The sequence below is a fragment of the uncultured Sphingopyxis sp. genome, from assembly GCF_900078365.1.
GTDB lineage: Bacteria > Pseudomonadota > Alphaproteobacteria > Sphingomonadales > Sphingomonadaceae > Sphingopyxis.
On the sequence record NZ_LT598653.1, the window covers coordinates 3,090,611 to 3,108,231 of the forward strand.

Sequence of the window (17,621 nt, forward strand, 5' to 3'; positions counted from 1 at the left end):
CATGGCGGAGGCGACCGCCCTCGACGCGATGGAAGCGCGGCGGCACGCGATGATCGCCGACCAGATCGTCGCACGCGACATTCTCGACCCCCATATTCTGCAAGCGATGGCGGATGTTCCGCGCGAACGCTTCGTGCCCGAGGAGCTCGCCGAATTCGCCTATGAGGACCGCCCGTTGCCGATCGAGGCGGGGCAGACGATCTCGCAACCCTATGTCGTCGCGTTGATGATCGACGCGGCGCGGATCGGCCGCGACGACCGCGTGCTCGAGATCGGCGTCGGCTCGGGCTATGCGGCCGCCGTGATGAGCCGCCTCGCGCGGCGCGTCCACGCCATCGACCGTCACGACGAACTCGCCGAGCGCGCGCGCGAGCGCATGGCCGAGCTCGGCTACGACAATGTCGTCATCCGCACCGGCGACGGGACGAAGGGCTGGCCGGAGAATGCGCCGTTCGATGTCATCCTCGTCGCCGCGGGCGGACCCGCCATGCCCCAGCCCTTGCTCGACCAGCTCGCGATCGGCGGGCGACTCGTCATCCCCGCCGGCGCGGCCGAGCAGCAGCGGCTGATGCGTGTGACCAACGACGGCGAAAGCGGATATCGGGAGGAAGATCTGGGGCCAGTCCATTTCGTGCCGCTGATCGGCGAGCATGGCTGGTCGGGCGCCGACCGGACGTCTCCACCCGGCGATGCGGCGCCCGCCCGGATCGTCGCCGCAGCATCCGAGCCGCTTCCCGAAATCCACGATCCCGCCATTGCGGAAGCCTTCGACCGTTTTGCCGATGCCCGCATCGTCCTTCTCGGCGAGGCGAGCCACGGCACCTCCGAATATTATCGCGCGCGCGCCGCGATCACGCGGCGGCTGATCGAGCGGCACGGCTTCACGATCGTCGCGGTCGAGGCCGACTGGCCCGACGGCGCCGCGATCGACCGCTATGTCCGGCATCGCTCCGCGATCGCCGCTCCCGACGAGCCGCCCTTTCGGCGCTTTCCGACCTGGATGTGGCGCAATCATGAGGTCGCCGCCTTTGCCGACTGGCTCCGAACACACAACGAAGACCGCGAGCCCGCCGCGCGCGCGGGCTTCTTCGGCCTCGACCTTTACAGCCTCCATGCCTCGATCCGCGCGGTGCTGGCCTATCTCGACCGGGTCGATCCCGCGGCGGCCGCCATCGCGCGCGAGCGCTACGGCTGTCTCGGCCCCTTCGGGTCCGATCCGGCGAGCTATGGCCGCATGGCGGTCAGCGAGGGGAATAGGCAATGCGAGCAGGCGGTGATCGAACAGCTTCGGCATCTGCTCGAAAAAGCGCGCGACTATGCCGCGGAAGACGGCGAGGATTTTCTCGACGCGGCGCAGAATGCGCGCCTCGTTGCAAACGCCGAGGCCTATTATCGCGCGATCTATTATGGCGCGGCCGAAAGCTGGAACCTGCGCGACCGACACATGTTCGACACGCTCGACCTGCTGCTCCAGTCGCGCGGCGCGGCGTCGAAGGCGGTGGTCTGGGCGCACAACAGTCATATCGGCGACGCGCGCGCGACCGAGATGGGCCAAAGCCGCGGAGAACTCAACATCGGCCAGCTGTGCCGCGAGGAATATGGCCGCGAAGCCTGTTCGATCGGCTTCGGCACCCACGGCGGCACCCTGATGGCCGCAACGAACTGGGGCGGCGATATGGAGGTCAAGCGCGTCAACCCGTCGCGCCCGGGCAGCTATGAGGCGCTGTTCCACGAAACGGGGCACGCGCTCGCGCTGCTCGACCTGCGCGAAGGCGAGCGCCCCGATGCCCGCGCCCGCTTGATGGAACCGCGGCTCGAACGCTTCATCGGCGTGATCTACCGCCCCGATACCGAACGCTGGAGCCATTATGCGAGCGCCACCCTGCCCGAACAGTTCGACGCATGGGTCTGGTTCGACGAGACCACCGCCCTTTCTCCGATCGGCGATGCGGACGTTGCGGAGGACTTGCCCGAAACCTGGCCCTTCGGGCTCTGATCGACGCCCCGAGCCTAATCTTTTTTGGCACCGAACAGCGCGCGCAGTTCATCCTTCGCGCGCTCGAGCTTCGCTTTCTCCTTTTCGGGCAGATTGTCGCCCGCGCGGTTGATGTAGAATGTCAGCATACCCATCGCCGATTGAAGCGGCGTTCCCTTGCGGCGCTTGCTGTGTTCGGCCGACCGCTTGAGCGACCGGGCGATCTCCTTCGGATCGTCCTTCGTGAACAGGTCTTTCTCGAGGTCGAGCGCGTCCGAATGCTCGGTCACCTCCTGCGACCATTTTCTGTCCGGCATATCCTTCGCCTTTCCCAGCCCGTGATGGTGCTCGGAACGCGCGAAGACGCCCCGGGGAGCCGGCGCCCGCGCCGCTATCTTGCTCGATCTTATACCAGATCAACTTTCCATAAATCGGCCGCGCCCGCTCCCGGAACAAATGCGGAGGCATAACGTCGTTTGGGAGACACTACACGAAAGGCGACCCCATGACGCGCTCCCTCTTCCTTGCCTTGCCCGCACTGGCCCTGCTCGCCGCGTGCGGCACCCAGGACAATGCGACCACCCAGAGCGAAACGGCGACGGTTCCGGGCGACGACGGCACGGTGGCGGCGCCAGCCGACACGATGGATTCGGGAACGCCCGGCTCCGGCAGTTCGGCAACGACCGATACGACGGTGCCGCCCACGGCTCCCGATGCGAACGCGGGCCCGGAAAACACGCAGGACACCAGCACGACGCGCGCACCCGGGCCGGTCAACCCGCCGACCGACGACGCGGTTCCACCTCCCGCGAAATAGGCGGCGCGATCCGGCTGCCCCTCATCCCTATCCAAAGGAGAAACATCATGACCCTGTCCGATATCGCAACCGACGAAACCGATCGCCTGATCGCCTCCAACAAGGTCGAAGGCACCGCGGTCTACAACAGCGAAGGCGAGAAGCTCGGTTCGATCTATAATTTCATGGTCGATAAGCGGAGCGGCCGCGTCGAATATGCCGTGCTGCAATTCGGCGGCTTCCTCGGCCTCGGCAGCGACTATTATCCCCTGCCCTGGGACGTGCTCACCTATGACACGACGCAGGGCGGCTATGCGGTCAATCTCGACAAGACGCTGCTCGAAAAGGCACCGCGCTTCAGCGCCGACCAGCGCCCGGATTTCACGCGCGACTATGGCCGTGAAGTCTATGGCTATTACGGGCTGAACTATCCCTATTGAGCGCGGCTGAACCCAGCTGGGCCCCGGCAGCGCGATGCAGGACATGGAAGCAGGCAGGCGCGCGCTCGTCGCCGCGCTCCGGAAAACGGACCTCCGCATCGCGGTGGCGGAAAGCTGCACCGGCGGCCAGCTCGCCGCGCTGCTCGCGCGCGATGTCGAACTCGGCCCGCATCTCGATCGCGGCTTCGTCGTCTATTCGGCCGGCTCCAAACACCAGCTGCTCGGCGTCCACCGCGAGGACGTCGACCGCTGCGACGCGGTCAATCCCGAAGTCGCCGAGGGTCTGGCCCGCGGCGCGCTCGCCCGCAGCGACGCCGATCTCGCAGTCGGCATTACCGGCTTCTGTGGCCCGCAGCAGGATGATGAGGAGGTCGGCCTCGTTCATCTCGCCTGCGCGGCGCGCGGCGGCGCGTTCCGGGCGCAGGAATGCCATTTCGGCGCCATCGGCCGCGACCGCGTGCTCGACATGGCGGTCGCGGCCGGTCTCGCCCTGCTTGCCGAAATCGCCGGCGATCTCGCCATGCCGGCGCTCGCGGTGGACCAAAAGCGGCAGCCGCGCGTTTCCTGGCTATCCCGCTCCGCCCCCTCCGAATAGCGCCGCAGCCCTGTCGACGGCCGGTTCGGCCTCGTCGAGATGGAGATAGTTGGCGTTGAAAGCGGCAATACTGGCGAGCTGGGCGAAGTCCGGAATGAACAGGCGCAGGTTGCGCAACTCGACCGAGCAGCGCCGCCGCAGTTCCTGGACCGTGCGATTGACATGCACCTGCGTGAGCCCGGTCGCCTCGGCCAGTTGCCATTGGGTCAGCAGGAAATCGCATTCGCCGCCGCCCGATGCCGGAATGCCCTGCTGCCGCGCAAAGATTTCGCACATCAGCTGCGCGACCCGCTCGATCGCGTTGCGCTGGCCGATGTTGATCGTCCATTCGCGCTGAATCGCCGCGGTGACGATTTCGCTCCAGCACAGGAACTGCGCGAGGTTCGGGCATTGCCGGACCAGCGTGATCGCTTCCTGCCGGCCGATTTCGGCGATGGTCAGCCGCCGCACCGCCGACAGCGAATGATCGGTGCGCACCACCGTGAACAGGTCGAGATCGCACGGCTGACCGGGCAGGAGAAGCGCCAGGATCTGGCGGCGTCCATCGGGCAGTTGCTTGTATTTCTGCGCCCAGCCGGACAATATGATGCGCAGCGCGGCCGGGCGCTCGCCTTCGCGGACGATATCGGCCCCCTTCGCATAATCGCGCGCGTTGCGCGCAAGGCTGGCCTCCCACAACAGCCGCTCGCGAGGGCTGAGCAGGCGATTGAGAATCCGGCCGAATGTCACGCTGTAAGCCCCCGTCATGGAGGCCTGATGTGCGGTATGTGACAGGCACACATTCACACAGGTTAAGTTTGGCGCGCGCATCGATATTTTTGATGAAACGCGCCGTCTGCCGAGTGGTGCGGAGGGCTAGATCATCAACCGGAGCAGGTCGGGGATGGTCGCCGTGGCAAAGCCGATCGCGCTGTCCGATATGCCATAGGGAATGAAAAGCTCGTCGCCGACACGCAGCGCGCCGCACGTATAGACGACATTGGGAACATAGCCCTCGCGATCGCTTTCGGCGGCCGAAAGGATCGGACAAGCCGTCCGCCCGAGCACGCGCGAAGGATCGTCGCGATCGAGCAGCGCCGCGCCGAGGCTGTATTTCCGCATCGCCCCGACCCCGTGCGTCAGCAATATCCAGCCTTCGTCGCATTCGATCGGGCTGCCGCAATTGCCCATCTGGACGAATTCCCAGGGGAAGGCCGGACTGAGCAGGGGAATTCCTTCATCGTCCCAATCGGTCAGCCGGTCCGACGCCAGCAAGGTGATATTCTTGCCGTCCTGCCGCCCGACGATCAGGAAGCGCCCGCCGACTTTCCGCGGGAAAAGGGCCATTCCCTTGTTGCGCGCGGCGCGGCCCGAAAGCGGCGCGAGGCAGAAACTCGCGAAATCCTTGGTCCTGAGCAGTTCGGACCGAATCGAATGCCCCGAATAGGCGGTATAGGTTCCAAGATATTCCTTGCTTCCGTCGTCGTGGGTGAACTGGACGAGCCGCAGATCCTCGAGCCCGTTGCGCTGCGCTTCGGTCACCGGAAAGAGCACGCTGTTCGATATCGGGCTGTCGGGCTGGCGATGCACCATCGTCGGATGATCGGGTCCGAGATCGTGCCAGTCATCGGGCACGCCCGCCATCGCCGGCCCCGACTGCGGCCAGAGCCGGAAATCGCCGCCGGGCCCGATGATCCCTTCGCGAAAGGCGATCGAGCTGATGTGCCCCTCGCCGACCGCGCGCATCGACATGACGAACCGTTGCTGGTTGCGCGCCAGCCCGCTCTGGTCGGGATGCGGCACGATGCTGGGATTCATCAGCGCCGCTGCGGCATAGCTGTATTCGTGACAGAAATAGGCCCCGATCAGCCGCCGCTTGACCGGCGAAATCCCGCCTTCGTCGAGCGCCAGATCTTCGGCGATCTCGGCGAAACGCTCATCGAAGATCCGGCCGATCTGCCAGTGCCGCTCCGAAAAATCCTTCCAGACCGTATCGAGCTCCGCTTCCGCCCGATCCTCATCGAGACCAAGGATGTCGCGAACCAGCAAGGCGGCGCGCGACGCTTCGACGACGCGTTCCTGCCAGGCGAGATGGAAGGGGCGCAGCACGACCCGCGAAGGATCGGCTGTCAGCTTCTCGCGCAGGATGCGCAGCGGCGTTTGGTCAGGTCTGCAATTCAGCATGGGCGAGACCGGCATCCTCTCTGGCGCCCCTCCGCCAGAATAGGGTGTCCATCGCGCGGTAGGCAAGGTGGAATGCCAGCGTCGATTCGGCGCCGACGTTCAGATTGACCCCCCGCGGGGTCAGCCCGTCGCAGCATCGTCCCGTTTCGATGCTGGCGATCGCGACCGCACGGTCGTTGTCGCCGAGAAACCATCGCCAGGCGGCCTCGGCACGATCGCGCCACGCCGCGGCGCCGGTCGCCCGATAGGCGGCCGCGCAGGCGTCGATCGTCGCCCAGGCTTCGAGCGGCTGCTGATCGAACGGCAGATTGTCATGGTCCCGGCCAAAGCCTTCCGACCCTATCGGGCGAAAACGGCCGCCACTCGCCGCCTGCCGTTCACAAAGCCAGTCGAGCTTTTGCAGCCCCGCCCGATGCCATTCATCGACGCCAAGGCCCCCGCCCGCGACGATCAGCGCCTGCGGGAGCCGCGCATTGTCATAGGTCAGAACGGGCTCGAACCAGGCCCAATCGGCGTCATCGTCGCTCTGGAGGCCGGCGAGCAAGGTCCCGCCCCGCTGCATGAGCGCGTGCGCGGCCTCGTCCCTGGGGAACCGCCCCAGGAGTTCGCCGGCCCCCAGTGTGGCGAAGGCGACGGCGCGCGGGCTCCGGACTTTTCCAAAACCGCGCGCGGCCTTGTGGAACCATCCGGCGGCCCAGCGCGCGAGTTCGTTCGACTGTACATGCGCCGCGCAATGCCCCAGCGCCCAGATCGCCCGCCCGTTGCTGTCGTCCGACCCGCGAGCCTCGAGCCAGCGGCGATCATAGCCCATGAAATTGCGGAACGCCGCTTCCTCGTCGTTCCACGCGTGCTGGATGAAGCTCGCGAACCGCAGCATCTGCGCGTCGACGGCGGGCGCCGCCGGCAACCCGGCGAACAGCATCAGCGCGCGCGCATTGTCGTCGAGGCAATAGCCGTGCGCACGATCGGGGACGCTGCCGCATCCGTGCTGCAATATCCCCACATCGTCGCACAGCGCCCAAACTCCCGCGAGCGCGGGCGCCGTCCGATCGGCCGGCACCGACAGGCTGTGAAATGCGACTTCGTCGATCGCCGCCGCGCTCTGGCGGATGATATGCGGCCACGCCGTCCGGCGGCCGCGCCGATAGGCGCGCGCCTGCAAGGCGCGCCGGCCCTCGTGCGATGCCAGCAGATCGAGCACCGCACCGGCGATCGCCGCGCTGTCGTTTTCGGGCACGAGCACACCCACGTCACCGGCGAGCAATTCGCGCGCATGGATGAACGGCGTCGACACGACCGCGCGGCCGAGCGCAACGGCGTAGGCCAAAGTGCCGGACGTGACCTGCGCAAGGTTCGGATAGGGCGCAAGATAGATGTCGCACAGCTCGATCTGGTCGAGCAGTTCCTCGGTGTCGAGAAAGCGATTATCCCATGCGAGATTGGCGCCGACGCCGAGTTCCGCCGCGAGTGCCTTGAGACTTTCGCGATACTGCTCGCCTTCGGCTGCCAGCAGGTTCGGATGCGTCGCGCCGACGACCCGGTACAGGACGTCGGGATAGCGGGCGGTGATCGCCGGAAGCGCGCGGATCGCGATCTCCAGTCCCTTCCCCGGCCCCAGCAGACCGAAAGTCGAAAGAATCGGGCGGTCAACCAGGCCAAGCGAGGCGCGAAGCGGCGAATGCGCGACGAAGGTGCGATCGGGCGTGCCATGCTCGATCGTCACGACATCCGAAGGCCGCGCGCCGTAGAGGGCGATCAGCGCGCTTCGCCCGAATTCGCTCATGACGATCAGGCGCGACGCGCGCTGGACGATCCGCTCCATCACGCGGCGCTGCGCCGTGTCCGGCTCGGCCAGAACGGTGTGCAGGGTGACCACGAGCGGCGCGGCGACGCGATCGATCAGATCGAGGACCATCCCGCCCGCGGCGCCGCCGAAAATACCGAACTCGTGCTGGAGCCAGACCACTTCGGCTCCGCTCGCATTGATCGCCGCCGCCGCGGCCCGATAGGAATCCGGATCGTCAGCCTCGATTTCCCTCGTGATGGCGGGGTCGCCGAGCTGCGCGGGATCGGCGCGCATCGCATAGACGTCGATGGCCGTCTCGGGGTATTCGCGGCGCAAATGATCGTGGACATCGGCGGTATAGGTGGCGATCCCGCACCGGCGCGGCCGGAAACAGCCGATCAGCGCGACACGCCCCACACGGCTCTTTGCAGTGCGCTCCAATGCGGATGTTATCTCGTCGGCGTCTTCCGGAAAACGCGGAACGAACCTGTCTTCGCCATCATATTTCATGTTCGACCTCGCTTCGCCTTGTCCCCTCCACCGGCGGGCATGTTCAGCGGCTGCCCCCCACCGGCGCATCGGCGCCCGTGCGGGGACCACGATCCGTCGGCGAAGGCGCCGCACCGCCGCCGCCTTGCGGGTCGGAATCATAATCTTCGGGATTGCCCCGCCCGCCTGCGCCCGCACCGCTTCCGGTCGCCGGCCCGCTTCCCGTTCCGGCCCGCGCGCCGCGATTGGCAGCGGCATTGCCCGCTATCCGATCTTCGCGCGGATAATCCTCGGGCCTGACGGTGCCGACATTCTCGCGATTCTCGACCTTTTCGGGTGGCAGCGATCCGGGCGTCTTGATATTCTTGTCGGTGGCTTCGGGGCGCGCGTCGCCGAGCGGGCCGCGCGGAACATTGTCGCTCATGGTCAACGTCCGGCCGCAAGCTTGTCGAGTTCGACGCGGTGCGCCTCAACCACGGGCACGATCTCGCCGGCCGCCTTCTTGAGCGCGTCGGTATCGCCGTTCGTCGCATAAGCGTTGTGCAGGGCGAGCGCGGCGTCGTGCGCGGTGCGCTGGTGCGCCAGATAGGTCGCATCGATTGCGGCCGCATCGGCCGCCTTGATCTCGTCGAGCATCTTCTGCTGATCGGCGTCGAGTTTGGGCGGCGCAGCCGTAAGCCCCGCGGCGGTCGCGGCAGCCTTGATCTTCGCCGTCGACTGGCCGTGCTGATCGATCATCATCTGTGCGAATGCCTTGACGTCGGCCTTGTCCGATTTGGCGAGCAACGCCTTCGACGATTCGATCTCCCAAAGATCGCCGGCACCGGCCTTGGCGATATAGCCCGCGGCGTCGGTGGGCGTCGCGGGCGTACCGGCGACCGACTCGTTATCGACGGGCGCAGCCATCGTGTCGGTCGGGACGGTGGCGCTGCCGTCCTCAGGCGGCGCGCTCGTATCGGCGTTTCCGCCGCATGCGCCAAGCAGCAGCACGGCGGTGATCAGACAGGCCTTTTTCACGGGATTCTCCCTTGATTTCTGCCCCGACCCTCGCATCGACAACGACATCGACCGGGCGAAGTTCCCCGCGCCGGGCCGTCCTCGTCGCAAAGCTTGATCTGTGATAATATTGGTCGAAAATTGCTTCTGCCGAACCACGGCGAGAGCAACCTCGGAGCGCTCTGCATCGTTGCCCGAACCGAAGTGGAGCAAGAGATGCGAACAGGAAAGCTCGTAGCCGTCGCCGCGATCGGCGCCGCGCTCTGGAAATATTTCAAGGCACCTCCGCAGGCGGCGAAAACCGATGATCACGCCGCCGCCTTCGCCGATGCCGAAACCCATCCCGAGAATTTCGACCAGACCCGCTCGGCCGGCCCCGAAGCCATGCGCGACATGCCGCGGCGCGAATGGAACAAGGTCGATCAGGCGACCGATGAATCCTTTCCCGCCAGCGACCCGCCCGCCTATTGAACGAGCATGGCGATGACGACCTTCACCCTGCGCTATGCCGAGGACGGGCTCGGTCTTGAAAAGCGAGTTGAATTCGATGCCGGAAATCCGGCGCAGGCGCTGCTTATTGCGCAAGGCGAAGCGGAGGGCCGCTGGGCGGAGCTCAGCGCCGACGGCAAGACGATCTGCCGTCTCGGACGCGCCGGCACCCCCGCGGGCGATTATTGGGTGATCCTTTGATTGCGGACGAACCGGCTCCGCAGTGACCGCCCCCGCGCACTCCTCCCCCCTTGTCAATCCGGACGATAGCGCCGACGCTCGGGATCGCGCTCGCAACGAAAGCGATCCTTGATCCGATCGTTGAAAAAAGCGCCCGCGGATGCCGCGTTGCACAAGCCATCGAACAGCGCCTCGGGGACGTCGAAATAGAAATAGGAGCCGCTGTCCCGAAAGCGGATGCAGAGGATCGAAGCGTCCGCGTCGAACGCGGCGCGATCGATCATCGACGACCGGTCGATCCGGCATGTGCGCATCGGAGCGGCGGCTCCCGTGCCCGCTACATCGTCACGAGTTCGGCGGGCGGCAGCCCCGCCGTCTCCGCCCGACGCTTCAGCTCTTCCTTGCGCGCCAGCAACCGTTCGCCGAGCGCGTCGAGATCGACGCCCGCCGCGCGCGCCTGCTGGAACATATTGTCGTGCTGTTTCTCTTCTTCCTTCACATGATGCTTGATCTCTTCGGACAGCACGGTGACCTTTGCCTCGAAATATTCGTCGTCCGGACCCGATGCGACGATGTCGTTGATCAGCAGCTTCGCGCCGTCATGCTCGACATAGGCCTCCTTCAGGAGGTCGTCGTCGATCATGCCCTTGAGCGCCGGGTAGAAGACCTCTTCCTCGATCTGGGCATGGATCTTGAGTTCGGTGCAGATGCGGTCGGCGATCTTCGCCTTGCGGTCGCTGCCGCTCGCCTTCTCGAATTCCTCGAACAGGGCTTCGACCGCACGGTGGTCGGCGGCAAGGATGTGCGTCGCGTCGGTATCGCTGGATTTCATTGCAGTCCCTTTCCTGTGCCCCCATGCGATTTAAATGAATATCTTCCCCCGGAAGTTGCAGACATCCGGCGCGGCAAGACAGCAAATCGCGAAAATAGTGGGTGAAATTAATCCAGGTTATGACGGTCCTTTTTCCGGCCGATGATCGCCGCCGCGCCGTGAACCGCGGCCGCGGCTCCGCTATTCGATCACCACCCGAATCGCGAAGCATGGGCTGCCGGCTTCGTCGACCACGTCGATACGAAGGCCATTATCCTGCATCACCATCTCGGGATCGTCGCTGAGCAGATTTCCGCCATAGCGAACCGCCTCGCGCCGCGCGGCATAGAGGTCGGGAAGGTCCATCCCGGCGTCGTCGACATGCGGCGACCCGTTGGTCGTGTTGAAGTAATAATGGGGCATTGAAATACTCCCGGCTTGTTGCGCGGACCGCCCGTTCAAACCCGCGAGATATTGTTTCGATGCAGATAAGCCGACGAAAAGCTTGAAATTTTGGCGAGGTTCGAAAAATGCAGGATCGTCAGCGATCGCGACGGCCGGCCGATCGCTCCCATTTTTTCGAGCTGCCGGATCATCCGGTTCACATGCACCGGCGTCAGGCCAAGCAGGTCGGCGAGTTGCTCCTGCGTCAGCGGCACCTCGAAATTCGTGCTCGTCTCGGTCGCGATGTCGCTGACCCGGTCGTGAAGTTCGCAAAGCAGGTGCGCGAGCCGCGACAGCGCATTGCGCCGGCCGATATTGAGCAGCCATTCGCGGCTGATCGAGGATTCGATCAATATGTCGATCAGCACGGCGCGCGCGACGGCGGGTCGCGCCATCGTGAGCCGTTCGAGCGCCACCAGCGGCACCAGCGCGAATTCGGCCGGGGTCAAGGCGCGGATGTCATGATCCGCCTTGTGCAGATAGAGCGATTGCAGGTCGAGCGCGTCGCCGGGCAATTTCAGCGCGACGATCTGCCGGCCGCCGTCCGATGCGACTTTCTGGCGATAGGCGAAGCCATCGAGAAGAATCGGACAGACCTCGGCCTGGTCGCCTTCGCGCAGGATCGAACCGCCCGGCGGCAGGCGCTTGATATGGTGCGGCAACGCCGCGATCGCTTGCTGATCGGCAGTCGACAAGGGGCTGTGGCTGAGCAATTTCCGTATCAGGATGCTCAGCGGCCCCAGTTCCATTTGCCGGCGGTGCTGGTCCATCCACCGCGACAAGGGCGTGACGTCGCTCGGCACATCATCCTCGCTTGGCGCCGGTCGGCACCCGTCAGTCGAGGGGGTGCAGTTTCCAGACGTTGGCTTCGGTTTTCGTCATGCGGGCCAGCAAGTGCCGACCTTCCCACAGGGCAACGTCCACGCCCTGGTTTTCGTTGCGCGCGATCTGAAACGCATGGTCGGGACCTTCGGCGTGAAAGTCGATCCGCCGCGGTTCCGTCGCTTCGGTATCGCTGATGATCAGATGAAAGGCACGCATGGCAGTGCTCCTTCGTCGGGAGCAAGTGCTACCTGGCTCTCGGCTTGGATGATCGGCTGACCGCATTAACGGGACTGCGGCATTGAGCCGAAACCACGAAAAGCCGATCAGGGTGGAACCGCAGCCGTCGAGATCGAGTCCTACACGGCCCTGCGCACCTGCGCGCTAACATGGATCATGTTTACGCGATGGATCGGCGCCGGCCTGCCGTCCGTCGGCGCGACCGTTAACCTGCATCACGATTCCCGAAAAAGAAGCCGCGTGCCGGATCGGCGTCCGGAACTTCGCGCAGCCCGAATCGTCGGTCAGCGGGGTGGGTGCCGCAGGAGCCGGCCGTGATCGACGAGAAGGACGCCCATACCGAACGGCCCGATCTTAGCGGACGCCGCGCCGTCGTCACCGGCGGAACCACCGGTATCGGACGCGCGATCGCCGTCCTGCTCGCGAGCCATGGGGTCAAGGTTTTCGTCTGCGGGCGCACGCCCGAACATCTGGATGACGCGTTGGAGCGGATCGCCGAGGTCGGCTATGGCGACGGCATCAACGTCGACCTTTCGATCGCCGAAGACGTCGATGGCTTTTTCGAAGCGGCCGGGGCCTATCTGGGCGGTCTCGACATCGCGGTGATCAACGCCGCGATCCCCGCGTCGGCGCTCGCCGAAAGCGGCGAGAGCGAAACGCGCTACCAGCTCGAAACCGACCTTACCGCCTATCTCGTCTGCGCGCAGGAAGCCGCGCGGCGGATGGGCGCGGGCGGCGACATCATCTTCATCGGGTCGATGTCGGCGGTGTCGAAAACCCCCGGCAGTTCGATCTACGTCGCCGCCAAGGCGGGCATTCAGGGATTCGCCGCATCCTTTCGCAAGGAACTCGCCGAGGACGACATCAAGGTCGGATTGATCGAACCCGGCTTTACTGGCGCCGACTTCCAATACCCCGAATTTCCGCCGGAAAAGCAGCGCGAGCTGATCCATGCCGACAAGATGCTGCGCGCCGAGGATATCGCCGTGGCGGCGCACTTCATGCTCACCCAGCCGCGCCGCACCGCGGTTTCGCTCATCCGCGTCGAGACGCGGCTCGACCACCCCTGACCGTTCCGGTCCAGGCATCCGCTCTCAAACATCGCGCCGCCGGGAGCGTCACCAGAACGAACAAGGAGACGAACGATGTCCGATAAGCGTGAAGAACTTCTGGATGCGGCGGAAACCGCTCCCGTCGAACGCATTGCGCGCGTGCTCGCGGGCCATGCGCTCAGCCGGAACGCCGAAGGCGACCTCACCTCGGCCGCGCGCGCGGTCGACGACAGTTGGCCCGAATATAGCGACGCCGCGCTCGCCGTGCTGCGCACGCTCCGCGAGCCCAGCGGCCGCATGGTCGCGGCGGGCGACGCCGCGATATGGGACCGCATGATCACCGCGGCGATCGAAGACGAGACGATTTCCGATGGCTGAACCTTTCGCCGTCGACCGCCTCGTCTTCGGCCCCGACGATGTCGACCTGTCGCGCTCGCCGCTCGCGGGGCATTTCGCCGCCGAAACCTATGTGCTCGGCGCGTTCAACCCGGGCCTGACCCGGCTGCCCGGCGGCCATCTGCTGATGATGGTGCGCGTCGCCGAGGCGCTGCGCGATCCGGTTGCGGGCGGCCATGTCCATTGCATCCGATGGGCGAGCGGGCGCTACCTGCTGGACGCCTGGCCGCTCGACCTTTGCGATACCGCCGACCCGCGCAAGTTCCTCGTCCGCGGCGGCGCGTGGCGCGTGATGGCGCTGACCTCGCTATCTTGGATTCTGCCGGTCGAGCTGTCGGAGGACGGACTCGACGTCGTCGCGGTCCATTATGATTGCGCCGTCGCTCCGCATGCGGATTTTCAATGCTATGGCGTCGAGGATGCGCGGATCAGCCGCGTCGCGGACCGCTGGCTGATGACGACCTGCTCGGTCAGCCCAGAGCGGCATTCGACGACGCTCTATAGCTCGACGAACGGCCTCGACTGGCAATTCGAGGACATCGTACTCGACCATCAGAACAAGGACATGCTGATCTTCGAAGGGCGTATCGATGGACAATATTGGGCTCAGACCCGCCCCCTCGGTGACCTTTATTTCACCTACCCGCCGGGGTCCGAATGGCGCGCGGGCCCCTCGATCAACCTCGCGACCTCGCCCGATGCACTCCACTGGAAGCCGCACCGGGCGCCCGGCCTGCGCCCCCATGCCGCGACCGTCGCGAACGCGCGCATGGGTGGCGGTACGCCGCCCATTCTCACCGATGACGGCTGGCTCACGCTCTGGCACGGCGTCGAGCCGAAGGAGATCGTCGGCATCTACCGCACCTACTGGTCGCTGCTCGACCGCGACGACCCATCGAAGCTGATCCACACTGCACCCGAACCGCTGCTGGAAGCCGCGCCCGAACTCACGCGCCCGCTCGAAGACAGGCTCTATGTCCGCGACGTCGTCTTCACGACTGGCATCGCCGACGGCGGCGATCATTATATCGTGGCGTCAGGCGAAGCCGACCTCGCTTGCCGGATCACGCATGTTCCGAAAGCGCATTTCTCCATCGGATCTGCTTGATCTATTATGGCTCATGGTCGCCGGCGGTCGTCAACATTGCCCATCGGCGACGGTAGGTCGGCGACGAATTTCAGCTCATATTTCATGTAGGTCCCGATCCGGGCGAAACCATCCGGTCTTCCGCCTCGTACCAATATTTGGATGCGTCGGTCAAATCCTCGTGATCGACGATGACGAGCAGGTCATAGTCCGAGAAATAGCGGCCCATCGGATCGACGACATGTTTGCCGCGCGCGTAGGAACCGAAGAGGATGATCTTGAGAACGCGGCCGTTGCGACGATGGTCGGCGGTGCTTCCGCCCGTCGCCTTCGCGAACTCCTCGAGCAGAATCTGGACGTCCGCTGCATCATCTAACCATGCACGTTGACGACCTGCTTACGCACAATCGGCCGTGACTTACCGCGACGAGAAGTTATGTGCGGCTTGGTGCGACGAGACCGCGCGGGTTTCGGAACCTCAAGCCGGTCGGCGATACCGGCCTTGCGCGCTATGCGGACAATTTCATTCTCCCATTTCCGGAACCACGCGGCCATTTCAGTTTCCAGTTCGTAGCCGTCATAGATGCGCTCCATCCCGGCCTTGAGATGATTGAGCATCGCCTCGGCGGTTTCATAATCTACGTCCGCCCACTGACGGGCATCCGACATCGAACGTGCGGGAAACTGTCCGAAGGAAAGCCAGACCTTCGTTCCGTCTCCGGTCACGCGACGTTCGTATTTCCAGAGCTTCTTACCACTGGGCATGACCTCGATCATGAGTCCCGGCGTGCGGGGATCGTAAAGCCTGCCCTTGCAATGGGCGTCGATCGACGCGGGTGTAAATGTCTTATTCCCTGCCATTGCCGACTCCTTGGTCGGTTCCCCGGAAGCAAAAAATCATGGGGACAAATCGCGGGTCAAGCGCCGTCCAAACCGGTCTAACCGAGTCAAACCCGGTCCAACTACTCGTTCGATCGCGCGTCACGCTTTCTCCTTGATTTCAACTCCTTAGAGCCGAATCAAGGGCACCGGCTGGCTGGGGCGGCAGGATTCGAACCTGCGCATGGCGGTACCAAAAACCGCTGCCTTACCGCTTGGCTACGCCCCAACGGCCGGTGCGACGCGCGCTCTATAGCGCGTCGGCGCCTAATGCAAGGCGGGCCGGATCAGAGCCGCATGACCCAGCCATGCGGGTCGGCGGCGCGGCCGCGCTGGATGTCGACGAGCTTGCCCTTGAGCATTTCGGTGACCTGCCCCGGGCCGCCCGCGCCGATCGTGAAGCTTGCCTCGCCGCGCGTCACCTTGCCGACCGGGGTCACCACCGCGGCGGTGCCGCAGGCGAAGCTTTCGGTCAGGCGGCCGCTCTCCGCATCGCTCTGCCATTGGTCGATCGCATAGGGCTCCTCGCGCACCGTCAGGCCCGCGTCCTTCGCGAGCGTGATGATCGCGTCGCGGGTGATGCCGGGCAGGATCGTGCCGGTCAGCGGCGGGGTGACGATGCTGCCGTCGTCGAACACGAAGAACATGTTCATGCCCCCCAGTTCCTCGATCCAGCGATGCTCGGCGGCATCGAGGAAGACGACCTGGTCGTGCCCCTTGGCGATCGCCTCGCGCTGCGCGACGAGGCTGGAGGCATAATTGCCTCCGCATTTGGCGGCGCCGGTGCCGCCGGGTGCGGCGCGCGTATAATCCTCCGACACCCAGAGCGAGATCGCGGGCGCGCCCGATTTGAAATAATTGCCGACCGGCGAGGTGATGACGAGGAACTGATATTCGGACGCCGGCTTGACGCCGAGGAACACCTCGCTCGCGAACATGAAGGGGCGGAGATAGAGCGCACCGCCGTCGACGGGCGGGAACCATTTGGCGTCGGCCGCGACCGCTTCCTTCACCGCCGCGATGAACATCTCCTCGGGCAGTTCGGCCATCGCCATGCGGCGCGCGCTCGCGTTGAAGCGCGCGGCATTGGCCTCGACGCGGAACAGCGCCATCGACCCGTCGTCGAGGCGGTAGGCCTTCAACCCCTCGAAGATTTCCTGCGCATAATGGAGCACCGCGGTCGCGGGATCGAGCGTCAGCGGGCCGCGCGGCATCACTTGCGCGTCGTGCCAGCCCTTTTCGTCCGAGTAGCGGATCGACACCATATGGTCGGTGAAGACGCGTCCGAAAAGCGGATCCGCAATCGCCGCCGCCCGTACATCGTCCGCCGCCGGATTGGGATGCGGGAGATGGGTGAAGGCGGGAGCGGACATGCGAAAACACCTTTGGTTGCTGGTTTCGGGAGCGCGCCTCTTGCCAAAGAGCGGCCCGGCGCGCAACGGTAGCGACTATGCCGGATGAAAATTTTCTTTCACAAGTTCCCGCCGCTTCTGCTCTTTTCTTGCGCGAAGAGGAGGTGCGTCGCGGCATCGAATTCCTCTTTTTCGCGCACGCCTCGCTCTGGCGCGCGATCGACGCGCGGCTCGCCGAAAAGGCGCTGGGGCGCGCGCATTACCGCGCGCTCTATTTCATCGCGCGGCAACCGGGGCTGACGATTTCGGATCTGCTCGCCTTGCTGGGCATCACCAAACAGTCGCTCGGACGGGTGGTGAAGGAACTCGAAGCGCGCGACTATCTGACGACGCGGCCGGGCAACCGCGACCGGCGCGCGAAGGAACTGCGCCTGACCGACGCCGGCCGCACGGCGGAGCGCGAGATATTCGCGGCGCTGCGCGATACGATGAGCCGCGCCTATACCCATGCGGGACAGCAGGCGGTGACCGGATTCTGGCAGGTCAGTGAGGCGCTCGTCCCGCCGCGCGAACGGCGCCGGATCGCGGAGTTGGGGAAGGACGCGGGTTGAAAAAGCGTCGCCCCCGCG

General features: G+C 65.3%; 25 protein-coding genes and 1 tRNA gene. 11 read left to right on the forward strand and 15 right to left on the reverse strand.

The features are described 5' to 3' along the window. The first annotated feature begins 1 nt into the window (after position 1). On the forward strand, positions 2 to 1,996 hold the full coding sequence (locus tag QZL87_RS14300) for a protein-L-isoaspartate(D-aspartate) O-methyltransferase (protein ID WP_295320575.1): 1,995 nt from the start codon (positions 2 to 4) through the stop codon (positions 1,994 to 1,996). 14 nt (positions 1,997 to 2,010) lie between these two features. Here the strand turns inward: QZL87_RS14300 and QZL87_RS14305 are convergent, their stop codons facing one another. After that, positions 2,011 to 2,292: a DUF3175 domain-containing protein gene (locus QZL87_RS14305; RefSeq protein WP_295320578.1), complete on the reverse strand. Its 282-nt coding sequence runs from the start codon at positions 2,290 to 2,292 to the stop codon at positions 2,011 to 2,013. Positions 2,293 to 2,480: 188 nt separating this feature from the next. Here QZL87_RS14305 and QZL87_RS14310 point away from each other — a divergent pair, with 188 nt between their 5' ends. Genes QZL87_RS14310 through QZL87_RS14320 form a run of 3 tightly spaced genes read left to right on the forward strand, consistent with a single transcriptional unit; the run spans position 2,481 to position 3,806 of the window. Further along, entirely contained in the window at positions 2,481 to 2,792 is a 312-nt protein-coding gene (locus tag QZL87_RS14310) for a hypothetical protein (RefSeq protein ID WP_295320581.1), read from the forward strand. A 47-nt stretch (positions 2,793 to 2,839) separates the two neighbouring features. Beyond that, complete coding sequence (locus tag QZL87_RS14315) at positions 2,840 to 3,211, forward strand: PRC-barrel domain-containing protein (RefSeq protein WP_295320587.1); 372 nt, start codon at positions 2,840 to 2,842, stop codon at positions 3,209 to 3,211. A 43-nt stretch (positions 3,212 to 3,254) separates the two neighbouring features. After that, positions 3,255 to 3,806 carry a CinA family protein gene (locus tag QZL87_RS14320; protein WP_295320595.1) on the forward strand — a complete coding sequence of 184 codons (552 nt, stop codon included), beginning with the start codon at positions 3,255 to 3,257 and terminating at the stop codon, positions 3,804 to 3,806. Here the strand turns inward: QZL87_RS14320 and QZL87_RS14325 are convergent. The 5 genes from QZL87_RS14325 to QZL87_RS14345 form a co-directional block, all read right to left on the reverse strand. Then, positions 3,780 to 4,553, reverse strand: coding sequence for a Crp/Fnr family transcriptional regulator (locus tag QZL87_RS14325; RefSeq protein WP_295320597.1), 774 nt, complete (start codon positions 4,551 to 4,553; stop codon positions 3,780 to 3,782). The two genes, QZL87_RS14320 and QZL87_RS14325, sit on opposite strands and share 27 nt — an antisense overlap. Positions 4,554 to 4,661: 108 nt before the next feature. Beyond that, positions 4,662 to 5,984: a glycoside hydrolase family 130 protein gene (locus QZL87_RS14330; RefSeq protein ID WP_295320603.1), complete on the reverse strand. Its 1,323-nt coding sequence runs from the start codon at positions 5,982 to 5,984 to the stop codon at positions 4,662 to 4,664. Then, positions 5,950 to 8,265, reverse strand: coding sequence for a glycosyltransferase family 4 protein (locus tag QZL87_RS14335; protein ID WP_295320607.1), 2,316 nt, complete (start codon positions 8,263 to 8,265; stop codon positions 5,950 to 5,952). The genes QZL87_RS14330 and QZL87_RS14335 overlap by 35 nt, the downstream gene beginning before the upstream one ends. 43 nt (positions 8,266 to 8,308) lie before the next feature. After that, complete coding sequence (locus QZL87_RS14340; RefSeq protein ID WP_295320610.1) at positions 8,309 to 8,668, reverse strand: hypothetical protein; 360 nt, start codon at positions 8,666 to 8,668, stop codon at positions 8,309 to 8,311. 2 nt (positions 8,669 to 8,670) lie between these two features. Further along, positions 8,671 to 9,261: a DUF4142 domain-containing protein gene (locus tag QZL87_RS14345; RefSeq protein ID WP_295320612.1), complete on the reverse strand. Its 591-nt coding sequence runs from the start codon at positions 9,259 to 9,261 to the stop codon at positions 8,671 to 8,673. Positions 9,262 to 9,456: 195 nt separating this feature from the next. On the opposite strand from QZL87_RS14345, the gene QZL87_RS14350 reads away from it, so the two are divergent. Both QZL87_RS14350 and QZL87_RS14355 read left to right on the forward strand, forming a co-directional pair. Beyond that, entirely contained in the window at positions 9,457 to 9,711 is a 255-nt protein-coding gene (locus QZL87_RS14350; protein ID WP_295320614.1) for a hypothetical protein, read from the forward strand. Between the two features lie 12 nt (positions 9,712 to 9,723). Beyond that, on the forward strand, positions 9,724 to 9,930 hold the full coding sequence (locus QZL87_RS14355; protein ID WP_295320616.1) for a hypothetical protein: 207 nt from the start codon (positions 9,724 to 9,726) through the stop codon (positions 9,928 to 9,930). A gap of 53 nt (positions 9,931 to 9,983) precedes the next feature. Here QZL87_RS14355 and QZL87_RS14360 read toward each other — a convergent pair whose 3' ends face one another. The 5 genes from QZL87_RS14360 to QZL87_RS14380 form a co-directional block, all read right to left on the reverse strand. Further along, the gene (locus QZL87_RS14360; RefSeq protein ID WP_295320618.1) at positions 9,984 to 10,193 is read right to left on the reverse strand and encodes a KTSC domain-containing protein; all 210 of its coding nucleotides are present in this window, start codon (positions 10,191 to 10,193) and stop codon (positions 9,984 to 9,986) included. 53 nt (positions 10,194 to 10,246) lie between these two features. Further along, entirely contained in the window at positions 10,247 to 10,741 is a 495-nt protein-coding gene (locus tag QZL87_RS14365) for a hemerythrin domain-containing protein (protein ID WP_295320620.1), read from the reverse strand. A 180-nt stretch (positions 10,742 to 10,921) separates the two neighbouring features. Continuing rightward, on the reverse strand, positions 10,922 to 11,143 hold the full coding sequence (locus QZL87_RS14370) for a hypothetical protein (RefSeq protein ID WP_295320622.1): 222 nt from the start codon (positions 11,141 to 11,143) through the stop codon (positions 10,922 to 10,924). A gap of 35 nt (positions 11,144 to 11,178) precedes the next feature. Then, on the reverse strand, positions 11,179 to 11,967 hold the full coding sequence (locus QZL87_RS14375; RefSeq protein ID WP_295320624.1) for a Crp/Fnr family transcriptional regulator: 789 nt from the start codon (positions 11,965 to 11,967) through the stop codon (positions 11,179 to 11,181). A gap of 31 nt (positions 11,968 to 11,998) precedes the next feature. After that, positions 11,999 to 12,205 carry a hypothetical protein gene (locus QZL87_RS14380; protein WP_295320626.1) on the reverse strand — a complete coding sequence of 69 codons (207 nt, stop codon included), beginning with the start codon at positions 12,203 to 12,205 and terminating at the stop codon, positions 11,999 to 12,001. A gap of 335 nt (positions 12,206 to 12,540) precedes the next feature. Here QZL87_RS14380 and QZL87_RS14385 point away from each other — a divergent pair, with 335 nt between their 5' ends. From QZL87_RS14385 to QZL87_RS14395, 3 genes are all read left to right on the forward strand, one after another. Further along, entirely contained in the window at positions 12,541 to 13,296 is a 756-nt protein-coding gene (locus QZL87_RS14385) for an SDR family oxidoreductase (protein WP_295320629.1), read from the forward strand. Between the two features lie 75 nt (positions 13,297 to 13,371). Continuing rightward, positions 13,372 to 13,656, forward strand: coding sequence for a hypothetical protein (locus QZL87_RS14390; protein ID WP_295320632.1), 285 nt, complete (start codon positions 13,372 to 13,374; stop codon positions 13,654 to 13,656). After that, positions 13,649 to 14,782: a glycosidase gene (locus QZL87_RS14395; RefSeq protein ID WP_295320635.1), complete on the forward strand. Its 1,134-nt coding sequence runs from the start codon at positions 13,649 to 13,651 to the stop codon at positions 14,780 to 14,782. Before QZL87_RS14390 ends, QZL87_RS14395 begins: the two co-directional genes overlap by 8 nt. Positions 14,783 to 14,864: 82 nt before the next feature. On the opposite strand, the gene QZL87_RS14400 is transcribed toward QZL87_RS14395, so the two are convergent. Continuing rightward, positions 14,865 to 15,038, reverse strand: a complete 174-nt coding sequence (locus tag QZL87_RS14400) for a nucleotidyltransferase domain-containing protein (RefSeq protein WP_362989366.1) — start codon at positions 15,036 to 15,038, stop codon at positions 14,865 to 14,867. On the opposite strand from QZL87_RS14400, the gene QZL87_RS14405 reads away from it, so the two are divergent. Beyond that, positions 15,003 to 15,137, forward strand: coding sequence for a hypothetical protein (locus QZL87_RS14405; protein WP_295320637.1), 135 nt, complete (start codon positions 15,003 to 15,005; stop codon positions 15,135 to 15,137). The two genes, QZL87_RS14400 and QZL87_RS14405, sit on opposite strands and share 36 nt — an antisense overlap. Here QZL87_RS14405 and QZL87_RS14410 read toward each other — a convergent pair. The 3 genes from QZL87_RS14410 to QZL87_RS14420 all read right to left on the reverse strand — a co-directional run bounded on the left by QZL87_RS14410 (position 15,134) and on the right by QZL87_RS14420 (position 17,013). Further along, positions 15,134 to 15,622: an Arm DNA-binding domain-containing protein gene (locus QZL87_RS14410; protein ID WP_295320640.1), complete on the reverse strand. Its 489-nt coding sequence runs from the start codon at positions 15,620 to 15,622 to the stop codon at positions 15,134 to 15,136. The genes QZL87_RS14405 and QZL87_RS14410 overlap by 4 nt on opposite strands. 172 nt (positions 15,623 to 15,794) lie before the next feature. After that, a tRNA-Gln gene (locus QZL87_RS14415) sits at positions 15,795 to 15,869 on the reverse strand. A 58-nt stretch (positions 15,870 to 15,927) separates the two neighbouring features. Further along, on the reverse strand, positions 15,928 to 17,013 hold the full coding sequence (locus QZL87_RS14420) for a branched-chain amino acid aminotransferase (protein ID WP_295320642.1): 1,086 nt from the start codon (positions 17,011 to 17,013) through the stop codon (positions 15,928 to 15,930). A gap of 77 nt (positions 17,014 to 17,090) precedes the next feature. On the opposite strand from QZL87_RS14420, the gene QZL87_RS14425 reads away from it, so the two are divergent. After that, complete coding sequence (locus QZL87_RS14425) at positions 17,091 to 17,603, forward strand: MarR family transcriptional regulator (RefSeq protein WP_295320645.1); 513 nt, start codon at positions 17,091 to 17,093, stop codon at positions 17,601 to 17,603. The last annotated feature ends 18 nt before the right edge of the window (positions 17,604 to 17,621 follow it).

Coding starts and splice junctions, on each gene's coding strand:
- QZL87_RS14365 (WP_295320620.1), bottom strand. CDS start 10,741: ATGAAATCCAGCGATACCGACGCGACGCACATCCTTGCCGCCGACCAC.
- QZL87_RS14340 (WP_295320610.1), bottom strand. CDS start 8,668: ATGAGCGACAATGTTCCGCGCGGCCCGCTCGGCGACGCGCGCCCCGAA.
- QZL87_RS14300 (WP_295320575.1), top strand. CDS start 2: ATGGCGGAGGCGACCGCCCTCGACGCGATGGAAGCGCGGCGGCACGCG.
- QZL87_RS14420 (WP_295320642.1), bottom strand. CDS start 17,013: ATGTCCGCTCCCGCCTTCACCCATCTCCCGCATCCCAATCCGGCGGCG.
- QZL87_RS14360 (WP_295320618.1), bottom strand. CDS start 10,193: ATGATCGATCGCGCCGCGTTCGACGCGGACGCTTCGATCCTCTGCATC.
- QZL87_RS14405 (WP_295320637.1), top strand. CDS start 15,003: ATGTTTGCCGCGCGCGTAGGAACCGAAGAGGATGATCTTGAGAACGCG.
- QZL87_RS14410 (WP_295320640.1), bottom strand. CDS start 15,622: ATGGCAGGGAATAAGACATTTACACCCGCGTCGATCGACGCCCATTGC.
- QZL87_RS14370 (WP_295320622.1), bottom strand. CDS start 11,143: ATGCCCCATTATTACTTCAACACGACCAACGGGTCGCCGCATGTCGAC.
- QZL87_RS14335 (WP_295320607.1), bottom strand. CDS start 8,265: ATGAAATATGATGGCGAAGACAGGTTCGTTCCGCGTTTTCCGGAAGAC.
- QZL87_RS14395 (WP_295320635.1), top strand. CDS start 13,649: ATGGCTGAACCTTTCGCCGTCGACCGCCTCGTCTTCGGCCCCGACGAT.
- QZL87_RS14320 (WP_295320595.1), top strand. CDS start 3,255: ATGGAAGCAGGCAGGCGCGCGCTCGTCGCCGCGCTCCGGAAAACGGAC.
- QZL87_RS14330 (WP_295320603.1), bottom strand. CDS start 5,984: ATGCCGGTCTCGCCCATGCTGAATTGCAGACCTGACCAAACGCCGCTG.
- QZL87_RS14305 (WP_295320578.1), bottom strand. CDS start 2,292: ATGCCGGACAGAAAATGGTCGCAGGAGGTGACCGAGCATTCGGACGCG.
- QZL87_RS14380 (WP_295320626.1), bottom strand. CDS start 12,205: ATGCGTGCCTTTCATCTGATCATCAGCGATACCGAAGCGACGGAACCG.
- QZL87_RS14390 (WP_295320632.1), top strand. CDS start 13,372: ATGTCCGATAAGCGTGAAGAACTTCTGGATGCGGCGGAAACCGCTCCC.
- QZL87_RS14355 (WP_295320616.1), top strand. CDS start 9,724: ATGACGACCTTCACCCTGCGCTATGCCGAGGACGGGCTCGGTCTTGAA.
- QZL87_RS14350 (WP_295320614.1), top strand. CDS start 9,457: ATGCGAACAGGAAAGCTCGTAGCCGTCGCCGCGATCGGCGCCGCGCTC.
- QZL87_RS14325 (WP_295320597.1), bottom strand. CDS start 4,553: ATGACGGGGGCTTACAGCGTGACATTCGGCCGGATTCTCAATCGCCTG.
- QZL87_RS14315 (WP_295320587.1), top strand. CDS start 2,840: ATGACCCTGTCCGATATCGCAACCGACGAAACCGATCGCCTGATCGCC.
- QZL87_RS14425 (WP_295320645.1), top strand. CDS start 17,091: ATGCCGGATGAAAATTTTCTTTCACAAGTTCCCGCCGCTTCTGCTCTT.
- QZL87_RS14310 (WP_295320581.1), top strand. CDS start 2,481: ATGACGCGCTCCCTCTTCCTTGCCTTGCCCGCACTGGCCCTGCTCGCC.